Here is a 26,284-nt window from a genome sequence, read left to right on the forward strand (position 1 = left end):
TTTCCTCCAAATTTCAAGATTTTGATGGTGAATCAAAATCTTGAAATCAGGGGTACTTGGCGATATAAGCCTCCCAGCCCATGCCGGCCCTCCCAGTGCCGGGCAGAAAAATAGCCGGGGACGCATTTCTGCATCCCCGGCCGATCCCCGCCGCCATATTGCGGCAGGAATACAGAGGGCCGGGACACTTTACAGCGTCCCAGCCCTTGTCAGCTGGTCCTATTCATTTTTGTGCATACCTGCCACTGTACTGAGTATAGCAGAGGCAAAGTCGGAAGGGAGTAGGGATTTCGTCGGTTTTTTATCGGGAATCAGTCGGGATAAAGTCGGGGCATCTCCAATTCTTCCTGAAGTTCCGGTACAGCATAACCAAAAAGGCAGAGGGACAATAAGAAGATCGCCTCGCGCTTCCGGTCATAGAATACGCTTCGCTCCATATTCAGCTCATCCAGCAGATCCCTTTCTGTGCTGTTGAAACGGTGGATAAATTGTTTGGTTAGGATCTCATAGTAAAGTTCCCCCCGGTCAGGGTATCGTTTCAAGCGGAGAAGGGCACGGTCGATCACATCCACCAGCATCCGGTTTTCCATCACACAGCAGACCCGTTCCTCAAACTCCTGCAGATCCATATCCGGGGCGAAGCTTTGCAGATAGATAAGCCCGGTATCAGCGTCCTGAGCGCCCAGCTCCCAGGCATACTCATGCAGTTCCTCCACCCGCTCACTGAGGACCCACACCACATCCCGGTAGATTTTCAAAATCAGCTTTACCCGGTGATAGGCCAGCTGGCTGTCAAATCCAAGGGTCGCCATCTGCCTTTTACATTTCTGCACAGTGGAGCTTTCTTTTCTCATGCCATTCTCCTCCTCCCATGTTCGCTAAACTGCGAACAAAATGCATATAACAAAGCCTGTGAACATTGGTGCGGCTGCACCCCTCTCTTAGGAGGGGGGCTTGCCGTACCAAACTTATATGAGATTGCGTGTTTCCAACCGAATACGCATGGCCTGCTTGGAGACTTGGAAGATCTGAGCCATTTCCGCAACCAACTGCTCATTGCTCCTGCCTGCACGCAACCGGTAAAAACTTCTTTTGATTTGCGGCAGGGGCATGAGGAGAGCAGTAGCCAAAGCATCCGCCTGCCATTCGACCAGGCCGTGGCTTTCATCCAAAGATGTTTTTCCTTCATAGGCAGCCACATCGCCTGTGCCGGAGTACAGCTTCTGGTGCAGGACCCAGTGCCCCAATTCGTGAGCACAGGTGAACCGCAGCCTGCCGAGGAGCCTGTCCACACAAAGCCGCTCCTCCACCAAGATCGTTCCGGCCTTGACTGCAATCAAACGGTAGCGTTTTTCATCTTGGTCGTATAAAATAGCCGCTCCTTCATCAAAAATCGTTTCCCCAAGGATGCTCCCGTTTTTGCGTAGGCAATGATATTCCAGAGTTAGATCAAACTTGGTCTCTATGATAGTTTCAATGGGAACTGCCTGGGGAGACCCGTCCAACAAAGCGGGATCATACTCTTGCAGGATCTTCCGTCCAATGGTTTCAATTGCGTCCAATCGATACTTCGGTACAGACAAGAAAATCCCCCCTTAGTTCTGGCGGTTCTGCAGCATTTCCATAAATGCCTTCCATTCCTCATCGGTAGCATCTACTTCCTTTGCCACTCTCAATGCTGCGCGGACGATGTCATGCTGGCGGATATAGTCAGGCAGGTCGGCCGGAACCGTCTGCCTGGAATCTGCGGCCAGATCCAACAGCATTTCATGCTCCTGCTTATCCAATTCCAGAAAAGAAGAGATCCGCTCTACAAATGCTCCCTCTGGCGCTGGCCGGCGACCCTGCTCAATATCACACAGGTACCCATTGGAGATACCGAGGTGTTTCGCGGTATCCCGGAGATTTAATTTGGCCTCTTTGCGCCGTGTGCTGATGAAAGCTCCAAAGGTCACTGGTCTCCCTCCTTCATAGAGTTTCGCTGGTTTGCGAACATCTTGTTTATATTATAACTGGCACATCTGTTCGACACAAGGGCAAAAAAGAAAGCAGGGGCCAGGTGTTAAAATTCCATAACACCTGGTCCCTGTTTTAGAGAAACCTGTGGGCGATCCGCTTCATTTCTTCTATACACTCTTGGGGTGCTATGATCTGAATCCCGCCCATAAATTTGAATACCCATCCGTAAAAGGTGCCGCTTGGGTCGACTTCAATGTTTGCCGTAAAGTGTTCCTCGTCATATGTGCGGGTTGGTACAGCTTCTCCATAATGGTCTATGATGGTTTTCATCAGCTTGTTCTCACAGAGCAGTTCAACAGAAACTGTGCGGTCAGCAGCAAACATATCAACGATCTTGTTGGTGTAGCCCGCCACATCCAAGTCTTCATCGGGGGTAAAGCCGGAGGGAAGTATCTTGATCCCTGACAGGCGGTCTACTCGGAAATGAGCCATCCGCTGGTGTTTGTGAGAAAAGCCGATCAGGTAATAGTGGTCATTCTTCCATTCCAAAGCGTAAGGGTCCAGTTTATAGAGATAACCGCCATGTTTGAGAACTCGTTTTTTCTCGGGCGTATATTCATAATACTGGAACTGGATCTGTCGCTTTTCCAAGATCGCCGTTTGGATGGCATCAATGATGTAATAGACTTGCTCATTGTCCGGTTTCACCCGGCTGGACAGGCTGGCGAGCTGCCGAAGCTGCTCTGCCTGATGTGTGCTGGTCAGACGGCATAATTTCTGTACCAGTTCCTCAGATTTCTTGGCAGAAATGATCTTCGAGGATGCTACTGCGTCTGTCAGCATTTTCAGTTCTGGATACTCAAACAGGCGGCTTCCCATAAAATATTGGTTTTGGGTACTCTTGACCACCACAATATCAATTCCTGCATCGATCAGAGCATTGGTATCCGCGTAAACAGTCTGCCGTACTGCCTGAATTCCTTTTCCATTCAGATGGGCAATGATGTCAGATACTGTGGCGGGATGGTTTTCATCGGTCCGCTCATAGAGAAACCGGAGCAATTCCAGTATCCGCATATTTGTTGAATTCTGCATACTTCACCTCCTCGATTTTCGAAATGGCCTATTTTGTCTGGTGACCAGTCCCAAAGACCAGGAACAGGGCAACAGCACAGAGAAGCAGTCCAATCCAATTTCGATCCATAATCAGCTTGATTACCGCCACAAGCAGCAGCCCGCCCACCAGGAGCACAACGCCGTTCATTCAGCGGCCTCCCGAGGCATAGTTCCCCATGTGGATGTCCAACACCCCTCTGGGCGGCTGGATCAGGGCATCCTCATACTGGCACTTCCACTGGATCTCCCGGCTCATCTGGCCATCCGCCACGCCGTCTATGGTTTCCCCATCCTGAATGGGGTTATCATGCTCCAGAATATAGGACGCCACATTATAGGCGTGGTTTACCACCCAGTTGGGGTCCATGTCGTGGAAGTGATACTGGAGATCCGGCAAAAACAGGGTGCTCATGCCCACCGTGTCGATGAGCATATCCTCGGTGCCCTCGATGTTGAAGAAGCGGACATTGACCCCGAAGCGGATGAACCGATCCGGGCCCTCAATCTGGTGGGAACGCACATCCTCTGCCAGAAACAGCTTGCCGCAGTTCTGGAAATAGAATGCTTCGCATGAGGGGTACAGCTCCGCCAGAGCCTCCAAGAAGTCGGCATCCAGGTTGGCACGCTCCAGCGCCGGAAGCGCCGCAGCCAGCATATCGGTGGCCACCACCTGATATTTGCACTCCCGGAAGATCCGCTCCCGGTCCTCCTGGCAATCCCACATCTGGCTCATCAGGAAGGCATCAAAGCCTTTGCCCTTGAACTTGTCGCATTTCATCACCATCAGCTGCACCGGGCATTTTCCGTCCTTGAACTTTGCAATATGCTCCTGTGCGGCAAAGCCGGCCATTTTCTTATCATAACAGAAGCGCTCTGTTGATCCGATGTGCTTCTTCATTACGGCAGTCATTTTTTCTTTATCCGGCATTTCTACTGGCTCTTTGAACAGCATCTGAATGAGATAGGGACCTCCGGGCTGAGGACCTTTTTTGTCATCCAGGTTTTGCTGGAACACTTGATTGCTCATTTGGTTTCCTCCTTAATAATCCAGCAGGATGGGTACCTGCTGTTCCTTGGCAAACCGCATGGCCCGCCAGAACATGGAGAAAGCAAACTTGGCAAGGGATTGGGTGTCATACTGGGTGTGTTCTGGGATGTCCGCCTTGCTGTACTGTCCATTCGGGCCAACGGTCCCGTCTACCGGGTATCCCTCCGTGTCTGCCCAATCAAGGATGGTAGCCTCATCGGCCTGCCACGCCAGCTGGTTCAGCTTTTCCAGCTCCTTCCGCAGTCCGCCCAGGGTGGCAATCATCGCCTGATCATCGGTGGGCAGAGGGCCTTGGAACAGAAAGCTGTCGGTGAGGGGAAGCCACCAAGTCGCGCCCCGAAACAGGGACCACACCCGCTCCTCGTCCGATGCAAGACGGGCGACCAGAGGATGCTCCCCAAAGTTCCAGTCCTTCTCTACGGTAGGAGGCACCGGTTCCTCGTATGTACGACAGGCGGCCACCAGCAGCATAGCGCCGAAGGCGTCCCAATCCGGCTTGTCGGTGTAATAGGGCTTCTCATTATCCTCTGGCCAGGTGGCGTAGGGGGGCTGGTCCGGCTGGGAACTGGCGGCCAGGATCTGATCCCGCCAGTTCTCAACCGCAGACTGAACCTCAGCTGGGGACAGCTCATCTTCGTTGTCAGCAGGTTCTCCATCTGGCGTGATCCGGTTAAAGGCATATCCGTTTTCCTCCGCCCACTGCTGAACAACAGTTTTCCAGTTGTGAGAATAGTACCGGGTCAATGTTCCGGCGTAGATGTCAAGTCCCATAGTGATGCCTCCTTTTCTGTCTATATCTTATCGCAGGAATATCATTCATCGAATGATATTCCGACGATCCGTGCGCACCACAAAGCTGATATCCGCCATTCTATCCAGCAGAGCGTCTGCGTCATGCTGCAGCTTATACTCCAATTCATTCCGATAGAGGGGAAGCACCTGATAGAAGTTGATCTCATCGCCATCCGGCAGTGTGCAGACCTGACAGCCTTCCACCGGGCTTTGCGCTCCTGCCAGGATGAAGGCACAGAGCTCCGTGTTCTCTGCGAAAGGTCTTGTGTTGTCCATGGTATGTCCCCAGGCCAGCCAGGTATCATTGACAATAGGCAGACGGGCCAAAGCCTTGAGCAGACGGATGGGCCAGTACCACCGCTCGTCCTGTATGGATTCCTGATTCAGCTTCCAGTCTGCTGGGAGGGCGATGGCCAACTCCGCCCGTTCCAGCTTGTATTCCGCCAGCTCCTTTGGGACATTCATTCGGTGGGCGCCCATACCCATAGTGAGCAGGGTATAGTAATTGCGTTCCTCGGAAGGCGCAACCACATAGATATCCACATGAATATCAGGGGAGACCAACTCATGGAGCACAGTTTCGACCGGACCGAAACACCTCTCAATATGATCTTCAATAGCCTCCACTTCATCCTCGGTGTAGACTTCGGGTTCGTTCTGACCTTCATCCTTGGGGTTTTCGCCGTCCGAATCATCCTCACCACCATCATCCAAAGGGTTCCAACTGATTTTCAAGGTCATCTGCTCCTCCGGGAGGCTTACACCGGGGCTGCGGGTAATGGTGTGCTTATCCTCTGCCGTAAAGCCGATGGTCTTCCCATCTTGGAGCTCTATATTGTTTTCCAGTACAAAGCCAGTAAGGCTTGCCAGGAAGTTCCTCAGATCGTCCGGTTCAGCGTCAGCGTTCAGCACTTCCATCTCATCCTTGCCGAAAACATCCATGCCATAGGTATATGCATTCAGGCCGCCTTTGCTCCGATACAGGCCGAACCAAACCCAGTTGAAGATGGGCAGTTCGCCTTCCTGCATCATGTCGGCAAAACTCTCATAGAATCGGGGTTCAAACACCACGCCGCTGGTGTAAACACCAACAGCATATTTTTGCCGGCAACAGGCGGCTGCCAGCTTGGTGTAGAACATGCCCTTCTCCAGAATATTTTCCTCTTTGCCCAGCACCGCCACCATAAGGTGGGCGCGGTGCTCCTTGGCAACTTTCACAGCGTCCTTCCACAAATAGTTATTTTCTGCGTTAGCCTCAGCCTCTCCATTGGGGATGGGCGCAGGCATTAGGCTGACGGCTGCGATCATGTCATCCACCTTGAACACCACTGCATCATCGCGCTGGTCCGCGTCCTCCACTACGGCGATGTCCCACTTTTCTTTCATGTCTTGGATGAACTGCCGCTTGTCCCATTCCCCTTCGGACAGGAGGACGAAACCGGCGAAGGAGCCCTTGCGGCTCTGCCCACTTTCGCCCAAGGCCTCTTCCAGAGGTTCTTCCTGCTCCTGTTCTATCTCTCCCATTTTGCTTTCCTCTTTTTTGAGGGGATCATTCATCAGCCGCTTGAGCCGCTCCCGGTAATTGGAACTGCCGTTGCGGCGGTCGAACCGTCCGCCGATCTCCTCCGCCCGCTTCCAGAACCACCGGGCCAGGGCGGCGCAGTCATACACGCCGTTTTCAGGGCAGTCTGTGAAGCCGGGAACAGGGGGGAGCTTGATTTCCGTATGTTCCGCGCTGTATGCCTGATAGAAGCTGGCCGCCCCCAGATAGAAATAGAACAGCAGCTCCTGATCCCAGAAGTTGGCCGTCCAGGGCAGGGCCTTCTTCAGCAGCTTCGATCCGTCCTTCCAATCGCCGGAGGCTCCCTTCATCCGCAGCAGGGTGCCCACCCGGCGCAGGTCTGCGGCAGCTTTGATGGGCTGGATCACCATGGCGGCGGAAAAACGCTCCGCCTCCTGGAGATCGTTCCGCTCCAGCGCGTCATCTGTGAGGATGGAGAGGAGCTTCCAGGGCTGCTCCTCGCAGAACTCCTGCTTTTCCAGAAGCTCCTCCACCAGGGCGACAGCCTCCGTCCTGCGGCCCAGGGCCAGCAGGTATTCCGCCATCGCGCCCGTCTCGCACACCGCGCAGTCGGATACATCATCCCGCTCCGCCGCCTGGAACCGGTCCAGATGCTCCTCCAGTGCGGCCAGATCCCCGGTCATCATGGCAAATTCCCCAGCGTGGCACTGCCACAGCCGCTCTCCCAGGCCATAGGTACGGACCTGATCCCGGAACTCCGCCAGCAGGCTTTTGCACTGCTCCAGCGGGATCTGGGGCAGGCGGCGGGCGATGGAGCCGGCCAGCATAGCCACCGAGATCATGGCGTCTCCCTCGGCCTCTCCCAGCTCGCCGGGATTTTCCTGATGGAGCCGCATGAACTCCGCGCACACCGGCAGGGCCTTGGCCGGATCGTCTCCAAATATGTAGGCATAGGCCAGGTCAAAGCGGCCGATCATTTGCTCCGAGGGTTCCTCCAGCCGGTCTGCCACGGCCACAGCCTCCCGGCAGAGCTCCACCCGCTGGGGCGAATGGGGGAGTTCCCGGTACTGCTCCTGCAATTTGCTCAGCTTCTCATAATCCGCCAGCATCTCCAGAAAGCCTTCCTCGCTCAGCTCGTCTTCATCTTGATAACCCATATCCGTTTCCTCCGTTTTCAAAATTCAATAAAAGCGTCATTGTCATAATAATAAAGAAATGCCTCAAATAACTGCTCAATACTACAATCTTCCACTTGCTGCCTTGCATTGTCCATAACCTGCTGAATATCCTGAATCCCTATACTTAAAGGAAGCCCCATTTCTTTCGCAATTTGAGGAATTTCATCATCTTCTGATTCAACATCATCAGGATCGCAAATGACAGCCTTTGTTTCTAACCCCCATATCAATGTGTCCGGTAAAAATAGGGAATCAGACCAAAGGAGATTTGGGGCATTTATTAAAGCATCTTTTATAGTTGTTATTTGCATATTCTCCATAACCCATATCTCCTAAAACTGGAATTGTTATTTATTGGTGCAATCCAATTTTTGCTCCGTGTATTTTTATAACTTGCCACACGGAATGACCGCGTTTTCATAACAGGCAATGAGTTTATCCAACCACATATCCGAGTAGTTTAGCAATTTGCTGTCCGCAATGAGTCCAAAATCATCTGAAATATACCCTGCTAACTCACCGCAGCCTGATTGCTGATAGACTATCATAAATGCTTTTTCCCGGATGTCTTCGGTATCGTCAATGGTTTTGTCTCTCTTTTGATCTTCAACGGCTTGATAAACCCGCACCCACTCACTGTCAAATGAATCCATCTCTCTTTTGTCTAAGATCTCATCTACATCTAATTCTGTGTAATGAATGGCACCCAATTTGCTTAGTAGACCGAACATGAAACCCCTTTCTTCCCGCTCAGCTTCTTCGCACCGCCCGCAGATGCCTCCCGTAATTGGGACAGCCGTTGCGGCGGTCAAACCGCCCGCCGATCTCCTCCGCCCAGTCCCAGAACCACTGGGCCAGGGCGGCGCAGTCATACAGGCCGTTTTCAGGACAGTCTTTGAAGCCAGGAACAGGGGGCAGCTTGATCCCGGCGTGCTGGGCGCTGTGAGCCTGGCAGAAATCCGCCGCCCCCAGATAGAAATAGAACAGCAGCCGCTGGTCCCAGAGGTTCTCCGTCCAGGGCAGGCACTTTGCCAGCAGTTTGATCCCATCCTCTCCCGCGCCGAAAGCCGCCTCCATCCGCAGCAGCGTGCCCGCCCGGCGCAGGTCCGCGGGCCGCTCGACGGGCTGGATGAGCATGGCGGTGGCATAGCGCTCGGCGGCGTCCAGATCCCGGCGGTTCAGGGCGTCCTCCGTCAGGATGGCAAGAAGCGTCCACGGCTCCTCACCGCAGTATTTGCCCTGCTTCAGCAGTTCCACCGCAATGTTAATGGCCTCGTCCTTCCGGCCCAGGGCCAGCATAAATCTTGCCGTCAGCCCGGCCTCGCACACCTCGCAGTCGGAGGTGTCATCCCGGGGAGCCGCCTGGAAGCGGCTGAGGTGGTCCGCCAGTCCCCGCAGGTCCCCGGTCATGGCCGCCACCTTTCCCGCATAGGACTGCCACAGGCGCTCGCCCATGCCGTGGGTCCGCACCTGCCGCCGGAACTCCATGAGCAGGGCGTCACACTGCTCCAGTGGGATCTGAGGCAGGTCACAGGCCAGGTCGCAGGCCAGACACGCGATATTGACCGCCAGCACCGCCTCTAAGTGGGGCTTCCCGCTGGTGTTGGGCGTCTCCTCCCGCATCTGAAGAAACTCCGCGCACACCGGCAGCGCCTTGGCCGGGTCGCCTGCGGTCGCATAAGCCCAGGCCAGATCGTACCGGCCGCTGATCTGCTGGGCCCGGGCCTGCTCCCGGTCAGCCAGGGCCACAAATTCCTGGCAGAGCCCCAAGCGCTGGGGGGAGGACGGCATTTCACGAAGTTCCTTTTGCATCCGGTCCAAAGTGATCTGTTCCTCTGTCATACTGATTCCTTCTTTCTGTCTCGCTGTCCGGCAGGCCACATTGCTTCAGCGCCGCCGCCAGATCGTCTTCAAAATAGTGGCTGCGATTGCGCCGGTCAAAGCGGCGGCCGATGGTTTCCGCCTGGGTCAGAAACCAGTCCGCCAGCTCCTGTACTGGGTATCGCCCGTCCTCCCGCCACAGGGGGAAGGACTGGGGCAGCTCCAGCTTTACCGTCTGCCGCACTCCGGCCAGCCGCCGGAACAGAATACAGGCCCCCTTATCGAAGTCATAGACTTTCTTCTGGTCCCACATCCCGATGGACCAATCCAGCCGCCGGGCGAACAGGGCGAGCCCCCGGTCAGCATTGGTCATGCCCCAGCAGCGCAGGACGGAACCGAGAAAGCGCAGGTCGGTCCGGTTGCGGTTGCCTTTCTTATACAGCTTCTGGGCCAGGGGGACGGCGGTCTCCAGATCGCCCCGGTCCAGAGCGTATTCCAGAGAGGCGGCCCAAATATTCTGAAACGAGTTCTCACAGGGGGAGAAGCGGTAAGTCTCCAGCGGCTGAACATACCGCCGGGCCTCCTCCAGCCTGCCGAGACGGATATACTGCTTAGCGGCCCAAGAATGCTCACAGGCATTGCAGTTGCCAAAGTGGTCATCCGGCGGCGTCTGCATGGCAAGTTCTATGTACTCCAGCGCCCGTTTCGGATCGGCGTACTCCCAGCGGCCCATCATCTGCCAGTAATAGGTGCGCCGGCCAATGCCATAGCGCTTGGTGAGCTGGTCGTACTGCTCCAAAAGCGCTTCGTACTGGGTCATGGGGATCTGGGGCAGGTTCTGCATCACGTCCACGCCCAGCTGGGTGATCATGAGATAGGCGTCGATCATCACAGGATCTTTTTGGATCTCAGGGGGCGCCGCTTCAAAGATGGGGCCGAATTCCGCCGCCGCGCCGATGCACTTGGGCGGATCGTCCTGAAAATACACCTCGCTGGCATAGTGGAACCGAAAGCCCAGCCGCCAATAGGCGTCCTGAGTTTGATCCGCCAGCCGGATGGCCTCCTCATAGGCGTCGATCCGGGGCTTCCCCTTGGGGAGCTTTTCTATGATCCGGCTCAGCTTCTCGCCGTCAAACACTTCCTGCTGCATCTTTTTCACCTCATACCATCCATGACCACAAAACCTTATCGCTTTGCCAAAGCCACCGCGAGATCGTGTCCAAAGCAGTGACTTCCGTTGCGTTCGTCGAAGCGCCTGCTGATGGTCTCTGCCTGCTCACGGAACCAGTTGGCCAGCTCCTTGGTGCTGTACGCTCCATCCTCCCGCCACAGGGGAAAGGCCTGGGGCAGCTCCAGATGTACCGTCTGCTGGTGCTTGGACAGCCGCTGGAAGAGAACGCAGGCGCCCTTATCGAAGTCATAGACCTTTTTCTGGTCCCACAACCCGATACTCCACTCCAGCCGTTTGGCAAACACCTCCAAAGCCCGCTCTGGGTCAGTATAAGCCCAGCAACGCAGAACCGCCCCGATGTAGCTCAGGTCGCTCTTGTCCCGGTTTCCCTTGCGGTAGAGGGCGTTGGCCCGCTTCTCCGCCTCCCTCAGATCCCCGCGGTCCAACGCATCCTCCAGGTAGGCCAGCCAGTAAAGATGGGGCGTATCCGGGCAGAAGCGCATACGCCCCTGTTCCATGGGCTTGGCATACTCGTCCGCCGCCGCTCGGTTGCCCATCAGTAACTCCATCTGCACGGCGTAGCTGCGCTCGCAGGTCCGGCAGTCGGAGAGCCCATCCCGGCCGGTCTTCCAGAACTTTTGGAAATACTCATACGCCTTTTTCCGGTCCACATACCGCCAGAACCGGGCCATCTGCCACCAGTAGGTGCGCAGGCCGATGTGATAATACTTGACCCAGTGATAAAATTCGGCCATCATCGTCTCCCACTGCTTCATGGGGATCTGGGGCAGGAATACAATGGGGTCAATGCCCATCTGCATGATCATCAGGTGCATTTCAGACGCTCCGTCCGGGGAACGCTCAATAAATGCCTCTGAGTTTTCTTCAAAGAGGGCGCAGAACTCCGCCGCCACCGGGATGGCCTTGGGCGGATCGTCCCGGAAGGTGGCCTCATAACAGTACCTGCACCGGAACATCATCCGCCAGTAGGGATCTCCGGCCTCGTCCGCCTGCCGGACGGCGTTCCAATAAGCGTCCATCTGGGGCTTTCCCTGGGGGAGCCGCTTGATCGCCGCCTCCAGCTCCTCGCCGCAAAACTTCGCCTTTCCCATACGGTTCCCCTTCGTTTATTCCGCGGACGTGACCCGAAGGCCGCCGTCCCGCATCCGCTTCACCACATCATTCCGCAGCTCCTCCTGGAAGAAGCCCATGGCGCAGTCCGGGAGGTCGTTCCCATCCAGTCCCCGCTCAAAGCGGTCCTTCCGGTAAAAGCCGATGGAATAGAGGGTAAAATAGTGGTGGGTCTTACTGCTGCCGCCGTGTGTGGTGGCGATCTTCCGCTCGGAGCCCGTCCGGATCTCCGCGATGTCGCTCAGCCGGATCAGCACGGCATAGGGCGTGCTACCCTCCTGCAGGATATAGTGGGGCGTCAGGATCACCCGGGCCGGGGTGCCCTTGGAGTTGGGTCCCGTCATCTGGTAGGAGACCACTCCCTTGTCATCCTCCAGCGCCGCCAGCATCTCCGTGCCCAGCAGTTCCCGCTCCGTTTCGTCCATGGAAAGCTCCCGGACGCTCTGCTCCAGCTTCTGGGTGTATCGGGCGGGGCTGAGACTGGGCATCAGAATGGCCAGATAAATGCCGCAGATGACCAGGCCGAACACCAGCCCTCCAATGACACCAGTCACCAGCCCCGATACACCGCCGCCATTCAGAAGCCCCATGCCGCCGAGCACAAGGGCGGTGAGCAGCAGGGTCAGGGGAACGACCTTTGTGAGGCTGCTTTTTCGGGTGCGGCTGCAATAGGCGCTGATCCATTCCCTGTCCTTGTTCAGCCAAGCTTGATAAGTAGATGTCATGATAATAGTCCTCTCTTTCTGTATTTGCCGCCGGGCATCTCCCCGGGGTCCTCACTCCTCCGCGAAGGCGCCAGTGTCGCATACTGCGTTCTCCATGCGGCGGGGCGTCTGCGCCGTGCGGTCTCCGGGCCGTTGGAACAGCAGCCCGGCAAGCTCCTGATACTCATAGAGATATGTGCCCTCCAAGGTCTCGTCCTGCCGTACCCGCAGGAAGTCCTGGACAAACATGTACTGTGCGCCGCACATAGGGCACCGGAGCCTCCAAATGCGGCAGGCCCGGCGGGCGGTGGGGATCTCCTCCTCCCGTTGGATGGGAACGCAGTTTTCCATAAAGTAGTCCGCGCTGGCGGAGTACCGCCCGTCGCTGTAAACCGGCAGCAGGAACAGCCGGGGCGGCCCCATCTGCTCCATCCGATGCTTACAGGCCCTGCATTTTGGCATTTTCTGTTCCTGCTTTGTCAAAAGAGGCCCAAGCAAAAGCTCCAAAAGGTCATACAGCATCCCTCACACACCTCTCTGCGTCTGCACGGCCCGCAGAGTTTCGCCAAGCTGATCCGCCTTGGCGATGGCCTCCATCACCCGGGGGTGCTTCATGGAGAGCTGTCCACCTGAGATGCGCAGGGTATAGATCTTCACCTTTTTGCCGTCCAGCCGGAACTGGCAGCTCACCAGGGAGGTGCCCCGTAGCTGCTGGCCGTTGTTGGTGCGGATGTCGGTGATCTGGGCCGGATCGGCCATTTGCAGACGGGAGGGGTTGTTCTTCCACACCACACCGACATGACCGCCCTCGGTATCCAGATAGAGCACACAGTTGTGGGATGTAAATTTGTAGTTGATGTTGGGGAAGTCCTTCTCCAAGACCGCCGCCCGTTTTTCCATTCTTTTTTTCATCAGGATGGGCACACAGATGGGGATGGCCACGATCAAAAGCACAAGCAGCAGGGTCAGGAAATCCAAAAACCGTTCACTCGCATCCACTCGGACAAGGAACATAAACAGAGCCGAGATCAGCAGAATGGGCGGGACATACCAGGCCAGAACATAGAGCGGATTTGTTTTCTTCATCTCCGCCGTTTCCCGATTGATTTGGCTGCCGGGACGAAGGGCGGACGGGGCTTCTTCCACGCTGTTCCGCACATCCTGTACGCTGTTTTGAAAATTATTGGTGGCATCATACCACCCGTTAAAATCCCTGTGCAGGCACCCCTGTTCATAACAGTCGAGAAGCATGGACACGCCAAGCTCTGTGGGGAATGCCTTTGTCAGTGCCTTCCACTGCCCATGGAGCTTCAAAATGATCGTGACCGCGCAATTTCCTTCCGGTGCATCCAAGGTGTTGATGCTGATCCTGCATTGCTCTGTTTCAAGCAGTAAAAACGGCCAGTCACCGGCCCGAAACCGGTCGATCATCCGCTGGAGGTCGGCCTTGCTTGCCGCCTCGTTGACAAAGGCGGTCTTTTGGTCTGGTCCCGCTGCCCCGACCTTCCTTATCTGCGGGTTCGTTTTCCTCATCACATTCATCTCCTATTGGAAAAGTTATTTTGAAAGCCCCAGACTGTCCGCGGCGTTTTGCGGGACCGGGCGCAGCTGTCCGTCCTGAAACAGCAGATAGGGGGTCCCCGTCTGGGGGTGGTAGCAGCCGCGCAAAACCTGGACAGGCCAGCTGTCCTCCTCCGGGCGGTAGAGATCAATGCGAAACTCCAGCGCTTCCGGGGACTGGTCTGCTGAAAAAGTGTGCAGGAATTCATCCCAGGAAAGCCCCTCCGTCCGGGACATGGGGTACAGCGCGTCCAGCAAAGGCTTGAGCCGGGGATCATCCTCCGTCACAGAAAGGATCTGCGGCAGGGACGGCAAGAGGGCCAGGGCATCTGTCAGTTCTGTGGGACAGGGCCGGAGCGCCCCATCCAGGCACCTTAGATAAGGAGCTCCCGTCCGGGCGCTGAAATAGAAGCCGATATGAGCGCTCAGCCCCGGGATCTCCCGGTGGGGCAGCTCCAGCCAGCGCCACAGCCGGTGGCTTTCCAGTTCCAGCGCCCGGGCCTCTGCCTGGGCGTCCTCATAGGAGAGGGAGTCTTCCTGCTCGGTACTCTCATACAGAGCCAGAAGCTGGGTGAGCTGCGCGTCTGTGAGGGCCCCGCAGGAGACCTTTTCCTCCGTCAGGGGGCCGGACAGCTCGTCCAGCAGATCCTCCCGGAACCAGACCTCATAGGACAGCGGGCCGAAGGAAAAGCCGTCCCCCCGCCCATAGAGAAGCCGCCGCTCCGTCCCGTCGGCAAAGACCAGATAGGTCTCCTGACCGCCGCGCTCCCCAGCGCTGGCGATCTGCTCTGTGACAGACTGTTCATATCTCCATCGGTGAAGCCCATCCCCAATGGATACCAGCGCCTCATCCTTTCGGTAGCGCACGCCGTCCACGGTCAGGGTATCGGCCTCCCGGTCCCATTCGCCCAGGGGCTCCTGCCCGCTGTCCCGGCAGCCGCCCAATAGAAGCAGAAAGACCAGAAGGACGGAACAAATAAAAATCGTTCGTTTTTTCATATCATTCTATCATTTATATTTTAAATCTTTTGTTTTCTGTTCCGGCCTGTCCCTTGACGCAGCGCTCTGGTCTGCCAAAGGCAGCCGGAAACAACAGATCTTAGAACAACAGATGGAAGCCCCGTGTCATGTTCTCCCAGGTCTGCACATCGGCTGTGTACACGCCGCCTATCAAGAGGATGAACAGGAGCGCGCCTCCGATAAAAAGCAAAATCCTGATCTTGGACGCCCGCTCAGCGTATGCGTCCTCCCTGGAGTGGAACAGATCCCGGGCCAGCAGGACGCCGCAAAGGAGCATCACCAGAATTCCGCCGTACATCACCACATAAAACAGAAGATTGGGCCAGAACAGAAGCGCGCCATAGGCGTCCGCCGGGAATTGGAGCGCCTCCAGCAGCTCCGCCTTCTCCCGGAAATGCTCCGCCATAACGATGGAGGCCAGGAAGCCCAGGACTGCGGCGAGGCTGCAAAAGAAGGCGGGAAGGCCGCTCATGGTCTTTTTCAGCGCCTGCTTGACGGCACGGTCCCGCTGGGACTGCTCCTCAGAGGTATCTTTGACTGCCTGCATCCTGGACTTTAAAGACAGGATCTTCCGCTCGATCTCCTCCGCCTGGGCCTGACTCACCTCCAGAGAATAGGTCACAGTATGTAAAATGGTTCCCTCCGGGCTCAAAATGTCCAGCTGATTTTTTGCCCTGCCATTTTGGCCGATGCTGACGCCCCCGATCTCCGGGTAGGGGATACAGGCAAAGCCCTGCTTGCGCCGGAACTGGAGCTGATAGACCAGGAGGAAATCGCTGGTAAAATACAGGTCATTGATCCGGTCCCCGGTTTGCAGATCCTGGTCCAGCCGATCCCTCACCAAGCTGGGGAGGGCGCGCAGACGGCGGCTTGCCCGCTGGACCTGGATCACATAGCGGATCACGCCCACCACAAGCAAAGTCCCGTGCAGAGCGCCGAATCCCAGGCAGATCCACCCCAAAACACGCGCCACCAGCTCGTCCCCACCGCTCAGGAGGCCATGGAACTGGTACAAAAGGGCGCTCAGCAGGAGCCCGAACACCGTAACTCGCACCAAGGGATAGAAGCATAGTTTTTGATAGGCTGTTTTGACCACCCTGATCCCTCATTTCTCTGTTGTTTGACCGCTCCCAGTCTGAGCACATGGAATTGCCGTTGGCCGGACCCCTACCGTCTGTCGGAGTGATGAGGGGATCTGCTCGATAAGCTGGACGCTGTCGCATCGATTTTTAGTCTAATTCAGCTCGACTAAATAAGTCTAAAATAAAAGGCTTATCCTCACAGGCCTTTTTGAAACGAAGCATAAAATCCGCCAGCACATCTTTATCTTTTGAATAGACACAGAACATGCTGCTCTCTGGGTCAAAACCTATTTTTTCTTGCAAATCCGAGCACTGTTCGTCCAAAAACACTTGTGCTAAACTTCCCCAATCATAACCGCTTCCTTCAAAGCCTTCATCTTCACGAGTATCAAAAATCTCTTGCAGATACTCTCCCACATTTAGGCAGACAGAAGCGCTTTCTTCATGCTCGACCCAGAAAAACGGTGCAATTTCTTTTTCAAATTCTTTTGTGATTTTCATATCTTTGCACTCCTTCCAAATTCCAGTTTGTCATTTCCACCTGAAACAGCAGACGCTCCCCCTCAGACCGGGGATAGAAATGCAGTTCTGGCGGCCCGGCGCTCCGCCCCCCGAATTACGGGGTCATAGGCGGGACACACAGGTCCTCCCGGTATTCGCTCCGCTCGGCCAGGGCGTCAAAGTCCATACCGGAGATGACCGCCTGGCACCGCTCCCGGTCCTCGCTCTGGTCAGAGAGGGCGGGCACGCCCTCGTCTGTCAGACCGGCGTCATAGCCAAAGGACCAGATGCTGCGCTCGGCCTGCAAGCTGGTAGAGTCCTCATAAGAGAAATAGGAGATGGACACATTATGCCTGCGGTCCTCCTGCCAGCTCAGGCCGAAGCCGTCGTAGCTTCCGTCCTCGTCCATATAGAAGTATAATTCGGCGAACCGGATCTCCCGTCCATCCGACAGCTCTATGTCAGGGTATGCAGCTCTCAGCAAATAAGGCTGCGAGGACATGGGGATATATTGGTAGGTCAGTTCTGGATCATCCCGTTCCAACAGCTGTTGGACGATGCTCCATCGATCTGCCGCGTATGCTTCAAACCCCAGATCCTCCCACGCCATATCCCGGTAAGTAATGTGGTCGTTGTCATAGTAGCTATGGTAAAGGCGGCCCTTGTGCCAGAGATAGTCTTCACCAGATGCTTCTGCCGCAAACACCATGTATTCCTCTGTCTTATAGACATCATAATCGAAATCGCTCACATCTTCGCTGAGGATAAACGGCCGAATCTGGATGATGTATCCGCTCTGATCCATAAATTCCTGCTGTTCCATATCAGCGGAGAGCTTCTCATAGACTGCCTGGGCCTGTTCGACGGGGTAGGTCTTCTCTCCAAACGGCTCCTGTCCCGGCAGCGCAATGCAGCCGGACAGCAGGCAGGCCAGTCCCACCGCCCACGCCGGAGCAGCAAACAAAAGCAGCCGCTTTTTCGTTGTCTTTCGGTACATCTCATTTTCTCCCTTCTATGGTTTGGCGGATCTGGCAAAGGAGAACCTTTTTCAGCGCCACACGATGTTCCCCAGGTGTTCCCTGAATTCTTCCAGATGCCTCTTGTCCAGCGCGCCCGCAAGGACATCCCCATAAAAGCCGTTGCTCCGAATCCATGCGATCAGCTTGTCCTCTGAATACATCACCGCGATGCCGTACACCTCAAACTCTGACAAGAGATGGTACTTGTCGTTGCAAAAGGCTTCCAGTTCCTTTGCGATGTTAAGCGCTGTCACGAACTCGCCCTTGCATCGCCCCTTTTTTACTGCCGGCTTAGCCTCCAGCGCAATGGTGATCATCCGCCCAACGCAAAATTGATAAAAGCTGACGTCGCCTTTTTCGATGCTCCATTCTTTTTTATAGCACTGCGCCAAACGGCCGCTGGCGATGTTGTAACCGGCAATGGGGGTCCGTTTCTTTTGAAAGAAAACAAGCTGTCCTTCCTCTATGTAGAGCTCGTCCAGGGTCAAAAAGCGCTCCGCGCTTGAAAAATATTCTGCCTGGTCATGGAGCGCGGTATAGATCAGCTTGAATTCCCTTGGGAGCTTCATCCGGAGTCTTTTTTCAGCAGGGGAAAAATCGACCTCCTGCTCGGTGTTCAGATCCATAAACAGGCTCATTTTGGAAAGTATCGCCTGTAAATCCGCATATTCCGGTTCAAGCAGGCTGTGGTTTTCCCAGAACCGGCAGACAGCCCTGTCTTTCCCGCTGAAATGCTCTGCCAGCTCCGGCGTCAGATCTTCAGGCCGGACATACCCGCTCCCGGCAGTCTGGTCCTCGTCATAAGTACCATAGTAGAGTTTTCTTCTATAATAATAGAAGCCTTCCTTCATCCTCATCTGTTCACCATCATTCTCCCTCTTTCATTAAGTCTTGTAATAACGCCATTTCATGTAATGTCAGGGTAACACCTTTTCCGTACTTCGTGTGTTCTTGATTCCAAGTCCTAATATCATAAACAGGTTCTCTATGATTCCAAGATATAAAATTAAGCTCTTTTGTATATCCGTTATTTATATCAGACAGTTTACCTATATGTTTAACTATTTCAAATTTATTTTCCATAATTATTTTACGCTCCAAAGGGTATTCCGAGTCCTTGCTCTGCTTAACTTCTCGGCAAACTGGAATTGTTATTTTACATACGAGTTTTTTGAAAATACTTAAAATCATACCCTTCTTCTGGCTCACCAATTTCATACCCTAAAGCTTCGGTTAATCTTTCTTTTAATAAGCAATACCATTCCTCCCAAATATCATCAGGCATTATTCCAGCAATCTGTATTCCGCTTGGCTCAACAGAAGCCCATAGATCTATATCTGTCCCTGTCCATTGAGGTCCATTCTTGCTCCCTGCCCAATAAGGCATTGATTCATATATTTTGTCTATCTTTTCCCACATTTCTTTAGGCGCGCTATAATGAAAATTTAAGTTTACATCATGGTTCATGGTCAACTTCTCCTCTGCAAATCGGGATTTATCGCAGCCAACTCCATCACACGAGCTATGTATCTTCGTTTTCCGGCTATCAAATTCCCGCCGTATGCTCCAACAGGTCCAGCACATACAACAATCGCGCCTTTCGCTCCATCAGATTTTCTCCATTCTCTGGTTTGGCGGCTCCAAGCCGGGGTTCCTTTTCTTGATCGGTAGTGAGCTTACTCGACAAACTGGAATTGCTATCCTGATTTGTTTTTGCTCACGCTAAGTCCTGATAAACAAAAATACTATGACAGAATTTTTTCAAATTTCTGAATGACAACATTTGAACAATAGAATTTAATCGCATCGTCTTCATAATCACCTACCCTATACCTTACATCGTTTTCATATCCATTTTCACTCATATCTTGAATATAAAATCCCTTAATTTGTCCATCTCCATCAAAACACCAACTTTTTACATCCAAAAATTCCATGATGATTTTATAGTTTTCATCCGAAATCATCTCTAATATAAGATTGGTAATATTTCCCCAATCGCACTCATCCAATTTTGTTTCCCACTTCAATAAGGTAATTTTGTTAAACATATTGAAATTTCCCATCTGGAAACTGGGAAGAATAGACCTGATACTGTCTAAGTTCATCGTTCTCCCTCCTTAACAAAATTCCGATTTATCGCAACTAATTTTATCACACTATGTATCTTCCTTTTCCGGCTATCAAATTCCCGCCGCATGCTCCAGTAAGTCCAGCAGGGCCTGATTTATAGTCTTGAGCTCGCCGCCCCGGAGGGGGTGCCCCCCCGCCAGCAGGGCCTGCACATACAGCACCTGCACCATGCTTTCCAAAAGCCCGGCATCCCGTGTTGTACACAGGCGGCGGACAATGGGGCTGTTCAGATTGAGATAGAGAGTGGCCAGGGGCCGCTCCTCCACGCCGGAGAGCATGGAGGCCAGGGCATCGGAGAAGATTCCGCTGCTGCTCTCCTGGGCGGACTGGAGCTGGCGCAGGAACTGCACCTCGTCGCTCATGGCGTACAGCACCGGCAGGTCGGCGGGCAGGAAGCGGCGGAGCCTGGCCTGACACTCGAATGGGAGCAGGGCCTCATCCGCAGCCCGGAGCAGCCGCTCCCCCCGCTGACGTTCGGCGGCGGTGACGTCCTCCAGGGTGTCGAACATCTCCTCCTCGTGGAGGGGCTGGAAGGGCAGGCCGAAACGCTCCGCCATGGCCAGGATCAGCTCCTGGTCGCTGGCATAGCCGGTGCAGATGAGCAGCCGCCCCTGGGCCATGAAGATGGGTTTGAGCTGCTTGAACTTAGGGACGCTGTGGACCCAGACAGCCTCGCCCGCCCGCTTCAGGGCGGCGCCGGTCATGATCCCCTCGCTGGTCTCAAAGCTGAGGTAGTCGATGAACAGCCGGAACAGTTCCTCGTCCCAGACCGCCATGGCTTTGATGGCCTCCGCGTGGACGGACACGATGCCTTTCAGCCGGTCCGGGTCCTCCTCCGCCAGCCGGGCCAGATGGCGGCGCATCGCGGCGGCAAACTCCTCCCGGGCCTCGGACAGCGCCCTGTCCTCGTAAAAATCCTCCCGGGAGGCGGTGGGCCGCAGGCCCCGGGTGTTGAGGAAGCACTGTAAAAAGAAGGCCCAGGGCGGCAGCAGGGTATCCCCCCGCTCGGTCAGGAGCATCTGCTTCAGATAGATGCGGTGTCCGCCCTTGGCGGAGGGGGCGGTGCGGTAGGGGAGCACATAGGCCACACCGCTGATGTGGGGCGTCTGGATGGGGATGGCCTCCAGAAATTCCTCCTCAAAGAGCCACTCGCCAAAGGAGAGCAGCTGGCTGCGGCTGACGCCGGAAAAGTCGGCGGGGATGCTGTTGAGCCGCTCCGGATCGCCGGACAGATAGACGGGGACAGGCAGGGCCAGCCCGTAGTAGCGCACCAGTTCAGTCACCTTCCGGGGCTGGAAGTAGTGCTCCATGCCGGGCTTGGCGGTCAGGATCACCGCCGTGCCCACCGGACACTCCTCCAGCGGCTCCAGGGTATAGGTGCCGTCCGGCAGGCCCGTCCACACATGGGCCCCGCCGCCCTGGGCCGGCCGGGTGTGGACCACGATGGAATCCGACACCATGAAGCAGGAGAGCAGGCCGATGCCGAACCGACCGATGTAGTCCTCAGGAATCCTGCCGTTGACCAGCTCCGTCTTGGAAGACTGGCCGATCACCGCCAGAAAACGGTGGATGCCCTCCTCGCTGAGCCCCGCGCCGTTGTCCCGGAAGATCAGGCGGCGGCCTGGCTCCACCGTGATGGTAATTTTCCCTCTGTTCCAATCCGGCTGCGACTTCTGCCGCAGGGTGATGGCGTCCACGCCGTTTTGCAGCAGTTCCCGGAGAAACACATCCGGGCTTTTGTACAGGTGGTTGGACAGCACGTCCAGCATCCCGCCCAAATTTACTTGAAAATGATAGGTGTCGCTCATCGGTTTCTCTCCTTTTTCGTCCTGTTCTGTGTTGCGATCAGCGGAAAACCACTGAATCGCAAGAGGTATCAACCATCCTTACAATCGACCTCTATGTAATCAGAATGAAAATGCAGTCCATTCTTTTTCGCTTCTCTGATCAGTCCCATTGACAAAATATCCATGCAAAGAAAATGGTCTACATCAAATCGCCTGATTTCTTTGATCCTTTTTATCAATGCGTTTTCAAATTGTTCGGAATCTTGCAGGCTGATTGCGTTTATCATTTCATCAATCGGATCATCAGCTGCTTGCTCAACTGTTTTATGGGAAAGCATTTGAACAAGATTTGAGTCCGGGCTGGTCACTTTAGGAATCACATCATAGTTGGAAACAAAAAGTGCTGCACAGCCATAATATACGGATTTAAGGCGGCTTTCAATATTCCTTTTTGTAGCTGCCGGTGCATCTCTTCCTTCTTGTAACAGCTGAACAGCAAGCGCAAATTCGTCAATTTGTTTTGACACGCATACATAGCATTCCCGATGCTTGCCTTGTATGAATTCATTTCTGGCAATCCTTGAGAAACATAATGAAAGCAGGGAATGGTACTTTACTTCATTGATTTTCCCATTCAAATAATCGCTGTTCATGGATTCAAGTTCTTCATAATCATAGTGCATTCCTTGGAGGATCATATCCCTCCGCTTATCCCATTTAGCGGTTTTATAATCAGGAAATTTCTTCATTTTATCACCTTCCAAAACTCCGCTTTATTGACGTTTTGAAAAACAGGAAATCACGAATTGGACAAACCGGACGCAAAGGTATCCGATCCCCGTGATCCCCCAGGCCAGGATCAGATAGGATACCACCGCAAAGGCCAGGATGATGAGATCCAGCTCCTCCTGCCACGGCTCCAGACGGCAATAGACCAGAAAACTGAGGGGAAGGCCCACGAGATTCATGGCAACCCACAGCTGCCACCGCTCCAAGCCCAGCCAGCGCTGAAACAGGCTCCCGGCGATCCAGAAGTACCCGATGACGGCCAGTGCAAAGCCGCGCATGATGGCGTCGGCGTCGATCCTGCTGCCAAGCAAAACGGAAAAGCATACCTGAAACAGCCCGATATAAAGGCAGACAGAGACAAGCAGGGCCAATGCCCGCTTCATATATACTGTGAGCTTCCGCTTTGGGGATGGCTGATCGAACTCTGACATGATCCTCTTCTCCACATCCGTCTCTTGCCCATTGTTTTCTGCTTCATTCCACTTCATAACAAATGCCCATGCATTGTTGACGCGCCTATGGATCAAGCCGATAGGTCGCGGTCAACTGATACCAATTTTCTTTAATCTCCAGCATCTCCATCTCGCTGAGATCGTAAAGCGGGGACCCTTTTGCGTGCTCCTTGATCGCTTCTACATCGCAGGAGGTATCCTCAGAGTAAATGATATAAATGTGCGTCATATAAAATTGGCCGTCGTCCTCTTTGCTTTCACCAGTTGAATATTGAAAGAAAGCTACATCTTCGCCGCCATTGACGCCACCTGTCATATCCGTATATCGGGCCATCTGCTCCCCGCTGTGGATTCTATCGACGGTCGATTGATAGCCTTGTATTTTGAGATCCACTATGACCCGCTCGATTGCGGGAGACAGGCAGCCAATGAAACTCCCAGCCAGGAATACGATCAGACACCACAGGATGGAGAGCACACAATTTCTGATATATCTCCGGTTCCTCCTGCGTCTGACCGCCTGCACAATAAACATAACCAGCAAGACCGGGATCACCAGCAGTCCAAAAAAGAAGTGTGAAAAAGCAAGAAGTATGGCAATGAGCTTATAAAAGCCAAAGACGATTCCGCCGCAAGTCTGGACAATCTGATAGAAACTAACAACAAACACATCTATGGTAAAAAGAACTGCAAGGAGCACTCCCGCTATGGGGATTTCCCTCTTTTGCCGCCCCTTTTGCGTTATTTGATCCATCACTTTCTCCTTTCCTGTCGTCACTTATGCAAGAAAGCATTGTTTTCTAAAAAGTGCAACTCTTGTGGCTTACACAAACCAACACATGGCCTAAGCAGCAAAAGTGCCCCGCGACACCCTGTCACTTGGACAGGCTGACGCAGGGCGCGAAAAGGCCGCAAGGGAGACTCCACATCCACCAGCGGATGTGGTTTCTTCTTCAGCCAAAATCAATTTTTCATATTTGAACAGAACAGCCGTGGACTGTCCCAGTTTTTCTTCCATAGCAAGACCTCGGGTTACAAATTTCTAAATGGGTATACTTTACTATTTTATTATATCACATCATCTGTTTTCTTTGGAAGAGAGATTTGCTCCTCAGCCAAATTTGTGATGTGGATTTTTCCCTTTCTCTTTCCCGTCCCGGCATACTCCAGCAGTTCTCTGGCATTGCTGGCCGGATGCCGCACATAGGCGATGAGAAAATCGCTGCGCTCCACCATATATCGGTTTGCGCGGACGATGGCAAGCCGTTTGGGGACCGTTTCCAGATCCGGCGGATAGAACAGAGCGTCGAACTCCTCTGGCAGATCCACCTTTCTGTTGACTGGGTAATATGGGGTCATCAGCATCAGCGTAATATCCGGGTGCGCTCGCTTGGCCTGCGACAGTGCCCGGATCACCAGACGGTCAAAGCTTCCATACTGTCCCACCACAAATTCAGATACGCCATATTCCGTGATATGACGCTCTATGGTTTCAAGCAGAGTTGGGTACACCCGATCCGGCGTCTCCCTATGCCCTATAAAAAAGCAGTTTCCCATCTGACAGCCCTCATACACAGTCGCAGTCATATTTTATTGATTGTGATTCATAATAGAAATATAAAGCGCACGCCCATTTTAATAATTATATCACTAATTATTCGTTGTGTGAAGCGAAAGTTAATGATTTAAGTGCGAACCCGCAACGCTCCCTTATATTAAAATAATAAGCAGAGATTGGAGGGAGAGGGTCATGGACGATAACCGCCGCTATGAAGCGTTTGTGCGGAACCGCATCACAGAGCTGCGGGAACAGAAGGGTATTTCTGAGCATCGGATGAGCCTGGAGCTTGGAAAGAGCGGCTCCTACATCAGAAGCATCACCAATGGAATTTCTATGCCCTCTCTCCGGGAGCTGTTCAACATCATGGAATACTTTGATTTGACGCCAACTCTTTTCTTTGCTCCTATGGACGATCCGGATTCCCTGCGTGGGATCATAGGTAATAAACTGCTCACCCTGCCGGATGAAGACTTGGAGAAAGTAGCTGTTTTTCTGGACTGGATCAGAAAATAACCGCTCCTACTGGCGTTTGACATGAAAAATATGCCGCTCAGTCAGTTCCTGATAGTTTCTGACACGGGCGGTTTCTTTTTTGCGCTCTTGGGGAAAGAACTTCCGGCTATTGAAATTTCAAGCTCTTTCCACTAAAATGGAATTCATCGTCTGTTACCAACCGTTCCAATTACAAAGCGAGGTAGGAAAAAATGAACCAAAAAGAAATCAATGAGCTTCGGCGCCGTTTTCGCCCGGAAAAAAGCGCCATCAGCCGTGTTTATGGATGCTATGTCAACAGCAGTAAAGAGATCGTTTCCGATCTGGACGAATCCCTGGGCATGATGCCGCAGGAGGAGTCCGAGAAGTATTTGAGCCTTTTGAAGAAGGGACTGTCCGGCTCTCTTGGGAAAAACCTCATTGATATCGTATTCTCCACCCAGCAGGTGGTGGACAGTGAGGAACACCGCCTGCTCATCACACTGCGGGATTCCCAGCTGAAGGACAACGAGGCCCGCCAGACCTTTTACCACAAGGTAATTGACAGTCTGGACATGGGGGACAGCAGTTACCTGCTGCTCATGGCCTCTGACAGCTACGATGTCCCCCATCGGGGCAAGGATGATTCCCTGCAAGCGGATGCCTCAGATGAGGTGTTCACCTACATCGTCTGTGTGGTGTGCCCCATCAAGGAGGGCAAGGTGGAACTGGGATACTTCCCCGGTGATAATGAATTCCACTGCGCTGCTGGGCAAACCGTCGCTCCTCCTGAGCTGGGTTTTCTGTTCCCGGCATTTGATGACCGGGCAGCAAATATCTATAACGCTCTCTTTTACAGCAGGAAGGCCAATGAAATTCACCAGGAGTTCATTGATGCGATCTTCCATGTGGAAGCGCCGATGTCTGCTGTTGAGCAGAAGGAAGCATTCCAGTCAGCTCTGAGCGATGCGTTTGACTGCAGTCTGGAAGTGATGCAGACTGTTCATGAACAGCTGCGTGAGAAAATCAAGGAGCACAGGGAGAGCAGGAGTTCGGAACCTCTGGAGATGAGTGCCTCAGAAATAGGGCAAATCCTTCAAAGCTGCGGGATTGCGGATGAGCAGGTGGCAGCATTCCAGGAAAAATGCGGCGAGCAGTTTGGTTCGGGGGTTGTCCTGAATCCGGCAAACCTGATCGACAGCAGCCGCTTTGAGATCAAGACACCTGAGATCACCATTTCTGCTGATCCAGAGTATAGTTACCTGGTGGAAACTCAAATTATCAACGGGCGCAAGTACCTCCTGATCCCTGCTGAAGATGGCGTGGAGGTCAACGATTTTGCTGTCAGCATTACAGCTGCACAGAAAGAAGATTAAATTTCAAAAGCCGGACACAACGCAAGGCGGTATAACCTTTAAGGCCAGATATTGTTTGTTATTTTCTGTCTTAAATAAAATCCTTAGAGT

The 26,284-nt window shown here is 53.9% G+C and carries 31 protein-coding genes and 1 pseudogene; 2 read left to right on the forward strand and 30 right to left on the reverse strand.

Annotated features, from left to right (window positions below):
- Positions 1 to 311 precede the first annotated feature (311 nt).
- From ACESY8_RS00445 to ACESY8_RS00590, 30 genes and pseudogenes are all read right to left on the reverse strand, one after another.
- Complete coding sequence (locus ACESY8_RS00445) at positions 312 to 854, reverse strand: hypothetical protein (protein ID WP_007487966.1); 543 nt, start codon at positions 852 to 854, stop codon at positions 312 to 314.
- Positions 855 to 968: 114 nt separating this feature from the next.
- A complete protein-coding gene (locus tag ACESY8_RS00450) occupies positions 969 to 1,562 on the reverse strand; it encodes an ImmA/IrrE family metallo-endopeptidase (RefSeq protein WP_498794448.1) in 594 nt (197 codons plus the stop codon).
- A 33-nt stretch (positions 1,563 to 1,595) separates the two neighbouring features.
- The gene (locus ACESY8_RS00455) at positions 1,596 to 1,955 is read right to left on the reverse strand and encodes a helix-turn-helix domain-containing protein (RefSeq protein ID WP_006877047.1); all 360 of its coding nucleotides are present in this window, start codon (positions 1,953 to 1,955) and stop codon (positions 1,596 to 1,598) included.
- Positions 1,956 to 2,091: 136 nt separating this feature from the next.
- The gene (locus ACESY8_RS00460; RefSeq protein ID WP_156621875.1) at positions 2,092 to 3,054 is read right to left on the reverse strand and encodes a helix-turn-helix transcriptional regulator; all 963 of its coding nucleotides are present in this window, start codon (positions 3,052 to 3,054) and stop codon (positions 2,092 to 2,094) included.
- A gap of 28 nt (positions 3,055 to 3,082) precedes the next feature.
- Complete coding sequence (locus tag ACESY8_RS00465; RefSeq protein WP_172694902.1) at positions 3,083 to 3,223, reverse strand: hypothetical protein; 141 nt, start codon at positions 3,221 to 3,223, stop codon at positions 3,083 to 3,085.
- Positions 3,224 to 4,102, reverse strand: a complete 879-nt coding sequence (locus tag ACESY8_RS00470) for a DUF4261 domain-containing protein (RefSeq protein ID WP_156621876.1) — start codon at positions 4,100 to 4,102, stop codon at positions 3,224 to 3,226.
- 12 nt (positions 4,103 to 4,114) lie between these two features.
- Positions 4,115 to 4,894, reverse strand: coding sequence for a hypothetical protein (locus ACESY8_RS00475; protein WP_156621877.1), 780 nt, complete (start codon positions 4,892 to 4,894; stop codon positions 4,115 to 4,117).
- 51 nt (positions 4,895 to 4,945) lie between these two features.
- A pseudogene (locus ACESY8_RS00480) lies at positions 4,946 to 6,421 on the reverse strand (suppressor of fused domain protein); the annotation flags it as partial.
- A 1,190-nt stretch (positions 6,422 to 7,611) separates the two neighbouring features.
- Positions 7,612 to 7,935, reverse strand: coding sequence for a DUF7716 domain-containing protein (locus ACESY8_RS00485; RefSeq protein WP_156621878.1), 324 nt, complete (start codon positions 7,933 to 7,935; stop codon positions 7,612 to 7,614).
- A 66-nt stretch (positions 7,936 to 8,001) separates the two neighbouring features.
- On the reverse strand, positions 8,002 to 8,427 hold the full coding sequence (locus tag ACESY8_RS00490; RefSeq protein WP_156621879.1) for an immunity protein PIM1 family protein: 426 nt from the start codon (positions 8,425 to 8,427) through the stop codon (positions 8,002 to 8,004).
- Positions 8,366 to 9,457 (reverse strand): hypothetical protein, encoded by a 1,092-nt coding sequence (locus tag ACESY8_RS00495; protein ID WP_156621880.1) that lies wholly within the window; start codon positions 9,455 to 9,457, stop codon positions 8,366 to 8,368. The genes ACESY8_RS00490 and ACESY8_RS00495 overlap by 62 nt, the downstream gene beginning before the upstream one ends.
- Entirely contained in the window at positions 9,408 to 10,586 is a 1,179-nt protein-coding gene (locus ACESY8_RS00500; RefSeq protein ID WP_156621881.1) for a hypothetical protein, read from the reverse strand. The genes ACESY8_RS00495 and ACESY8_RS00500 overlap by 50 nt, the downstream gene beginning before the upstream one ends.
- 35 nt (positions 10,587 to 10,621) lie before the next feature.
- Complete coding sequence (locus tag ACESY8_RS00505; RefSeq protein WP_156621882.1) at positions 10,622 to 11,719, reverse strand: hypothetical protein; 1,098 nt, start codon at positions 11,717 to 11,719, stop codon at positions 10,622 to 10,624.
- A gap of 15 nt (positions 11,720 to 11,734) precedes the next feature.
- Complete coding sequence (locus ACESY8_RS00510) at positions 11,735 to 12,463, reverse strand: hypothetical protein (protein WP_156621883.1); 729 nt, start codon at positions 12,461 to 12,463, stop codon at positions 11,735 to 11,737.
- A gap of 51 nt (positions 12,464 to 12,514) precedes the next feature.
- Positions 12,515 to 12,904: a hypothetical protein gene (locus ACESY8_RS00515; protein WP_498794342.1), complete on the reverse strand. Its 390-nt coding sequence runs from the start codon at positions 12,902 to 12,904 to the stop codon at positions 12,515 to 12,517.
- 63 nt (positions 12,905 to 12,967) lie between these two features.
- On the reverse strand, positions 12,968 to 13,975 hold the full coding sequence (locus tag ACESY8_RS00520; protein ID WP_156621885.1) for a hypothetical protein: 1,008 nt from the start codon (positions 13,973 to 13,975) through the stop codon (positions 12,968 to 12,970).
- Positions 13,976 to 13,999: 24 nt separating this feature from the next.
- Positions 14,000 to 15,001 (reverse strand): hypothetical protein, encoded by a 1,002-nt coding sequence (locus tag ACESY8_RS00525; protein ID WP_156621886.1) that lies wholly within the window; start codon positions 14,999 to 15,001, stop codon positions 14,000 to 14,002.
- A 100-nt stretch (positions 15,002 to 15,101) separates the two neighbouring features.
- Positions 15,102 to 16,118, reverse strand: a complete 1,017-nt coding sequence (locus tag ACESY8_RS00530; RefSeq protein ID WP_498794344.1) for a hypothetical protein — start codon at positions 16,116 to 16,118, stop codon at positions 15,102 to 15,104.
- 133 nt (positions 16,119 to 16,251) lie between these two features.
- The gene (locus ACESY8_RS00535) at positions 16,252 to 16,605 is read right to left on the reverse strand and encodes an Imm51 family immunity protein (protein ID WP_156621888.1); all 354 of its coding nucleotides are present in this window, start codon (positions 16,603 to 16,605) and stop codon (positions 16,252 to 16,254) included.
- Positions 16,606 to 16,720: 115 nt separating this feature from the next.
- A complete protein-coding gene (locus ACESY8_RS00540; protein WP_156621889.1) occupies positions 16,721 to 17,602 on the reverse strand; it encodes a hypothetical protein in 882 nt (293 codons plus the stop codon).
- A 51-nt stretch (positions 17,603 to 17,653) separates the two neighbouring features.
- Positions 17,654 to 18,481, reverse strand: coding sequence for a hypothetical protein (locus tag ACESY8_RS00545; RefSeq protein ID WP_498794346.1), 828 nt, complete (start codon positions 18,479 to 18,481; stop codon positions 17,654 to 17,656).
- A 10-nt stretch (positions 18,482 to 18,491) separates the two neighbouring features.
- Entirely contained in the window at positions 18,492 to 18,707 is a 216-nt protein-coding gene (locus tag ACESY8_RS00550; protein ID WP_498794347.1) for a YdbC family protein, read from the reverse strand.
- 73 nt (positions 18,708 to 18,780) lie between these two features.
- Positions 18,781 to 19,092, reverse strand: a complete 312-nt coding sequence (locus ACESY8_RS00555; RefSeq protein ID WP_156621890.1) for a hypothetical protein — start codon at positions 19,090 to 19,092, stop codon at positions 18,781 to 18,783.
- A 278-nt stretch (positions 19,093 to 19,370) separates the two neighbouring features.
- Entirely contained in the window at positions 19,371 to 19,733 is a 363-nt protein-coding gene (locus ACESY8_RS00560; RefSeq protein WP_156621891.1) for a hypothetical protein, read from the reverse strand.
- Between the two features lie 75 nt (positions 19,734 to 19,808).
- Entirely contained in the window at positions 19,809 to 21,566 is a 1,758-nt protein-coding gene (locus ACESY8_RS00565; protein ID WP_156621892.1) for an HSP90 family protein, read from the reverse strand.
- 68 nt (positions 21,567 to 21,634) lie between these two features.
- A complete protein-coding gene (locus ACESY8_RS00570; RefSeq protein WP_156621893.1) occupies positions 21,635 to 22,294 on the reverse strand; it encodes a hypothetical protein in 660 nt (219 codons plus the stop codon).
- 24 nt (positions 22,295 to 22,318) lie between these two features.
- Positions 22,319 to 22,765 (reverse strand): hypothetical protein, encoded by a 447-nt coding sequence (locus ACESY8_RS00575; protein WP_498794349.1) that lies wholly within the window; start codon positions 22,763 to 22,765, stop codon positions 22,319 to 22,321.
- Positions 22,766 to 22,850: 85 nt separating this feature from the next.
- Positions 22,851 to 23,540: a hypothetical protein gene (locus ACESY8_RS00580; protein ID WP_156621895.1), complete on the reverse strand. Its 690-nt coding sequence runs from the start codon at positions 23,538 to 23,540 to the stop codon at positions 22,851 to 22,853.
- 90 nt (positions 23,541 to 23,630) lie between these two features.
- Complete coding sequence (locus tag ACESY8_RS00585; protein WP_196037175.1) at positions 23,631 to 23,804, reverse strand: hypothetical protein; 174 nt, start codon at positions 23,802 to 23,804, stop codon at positions 23,631 to 23,633.
- Positions 23,805 to 23,854: 50 nt separating this feature from the next.
- Positions 23,855 to 24,343: a hypothetical protein gene (locus ACESY8_RS00590; RefSeq protein ID WP_498794351.1), complete on the reverse strand. Its 489-nt coding sequence runs from the start codon at positions 24,341 to 24,343 to the stop codon at positions 23,855 to 23,857.
- A gap of 193 nt (positions 24,344 to 24,536) precedes the next feature.
- On the opposite strand from ACESY8_RS00590, the gene ACESY8_RS00595 reads away from it, so the two are divergent.
- Together ACESY8_RS00595 and ACESY8_RS00600 are read left to right on the forward strand one after the other, a co-directional pair.
- The gene (locus ACESY8_RS00595; protein ID WP_498794353.1) at positions 24,537 to 24,860 is read left to right on the forward strand and encodes a helix-turn-helix domain-containing protein; all 324 of its coding nucleotides are present in this window, start codon (positions 24,537 to 24,539) and stop codon (positions 24,858 to 24,860) included.
- Positions 24,861 to 25,051: 191 nt separating this feature from the next.
- Positions 25,052 to 26,194 (forward strand): DUF4317 domain-containing protein, encoded by a 1,143-nt coding sequence (locus ACESY8_RS00600; protein ID WP_498794354.1) that lies wholly within the window; start codon positions 25,052 to 25,054, stop codon positions 26,192 to 26,194.
- Positions 26,195 to 26,284: the final 90 nt, after the last annotated feature.

This window comes from Clostridium sp. ATCC BAA-442 (assembly GCF_964239415.1).
GTDB lineage: Bacteria > Bacillota > Clostridia > Oscillospirales > Oscillospiraceae > Flavonifractor > Flavonifractor plautii.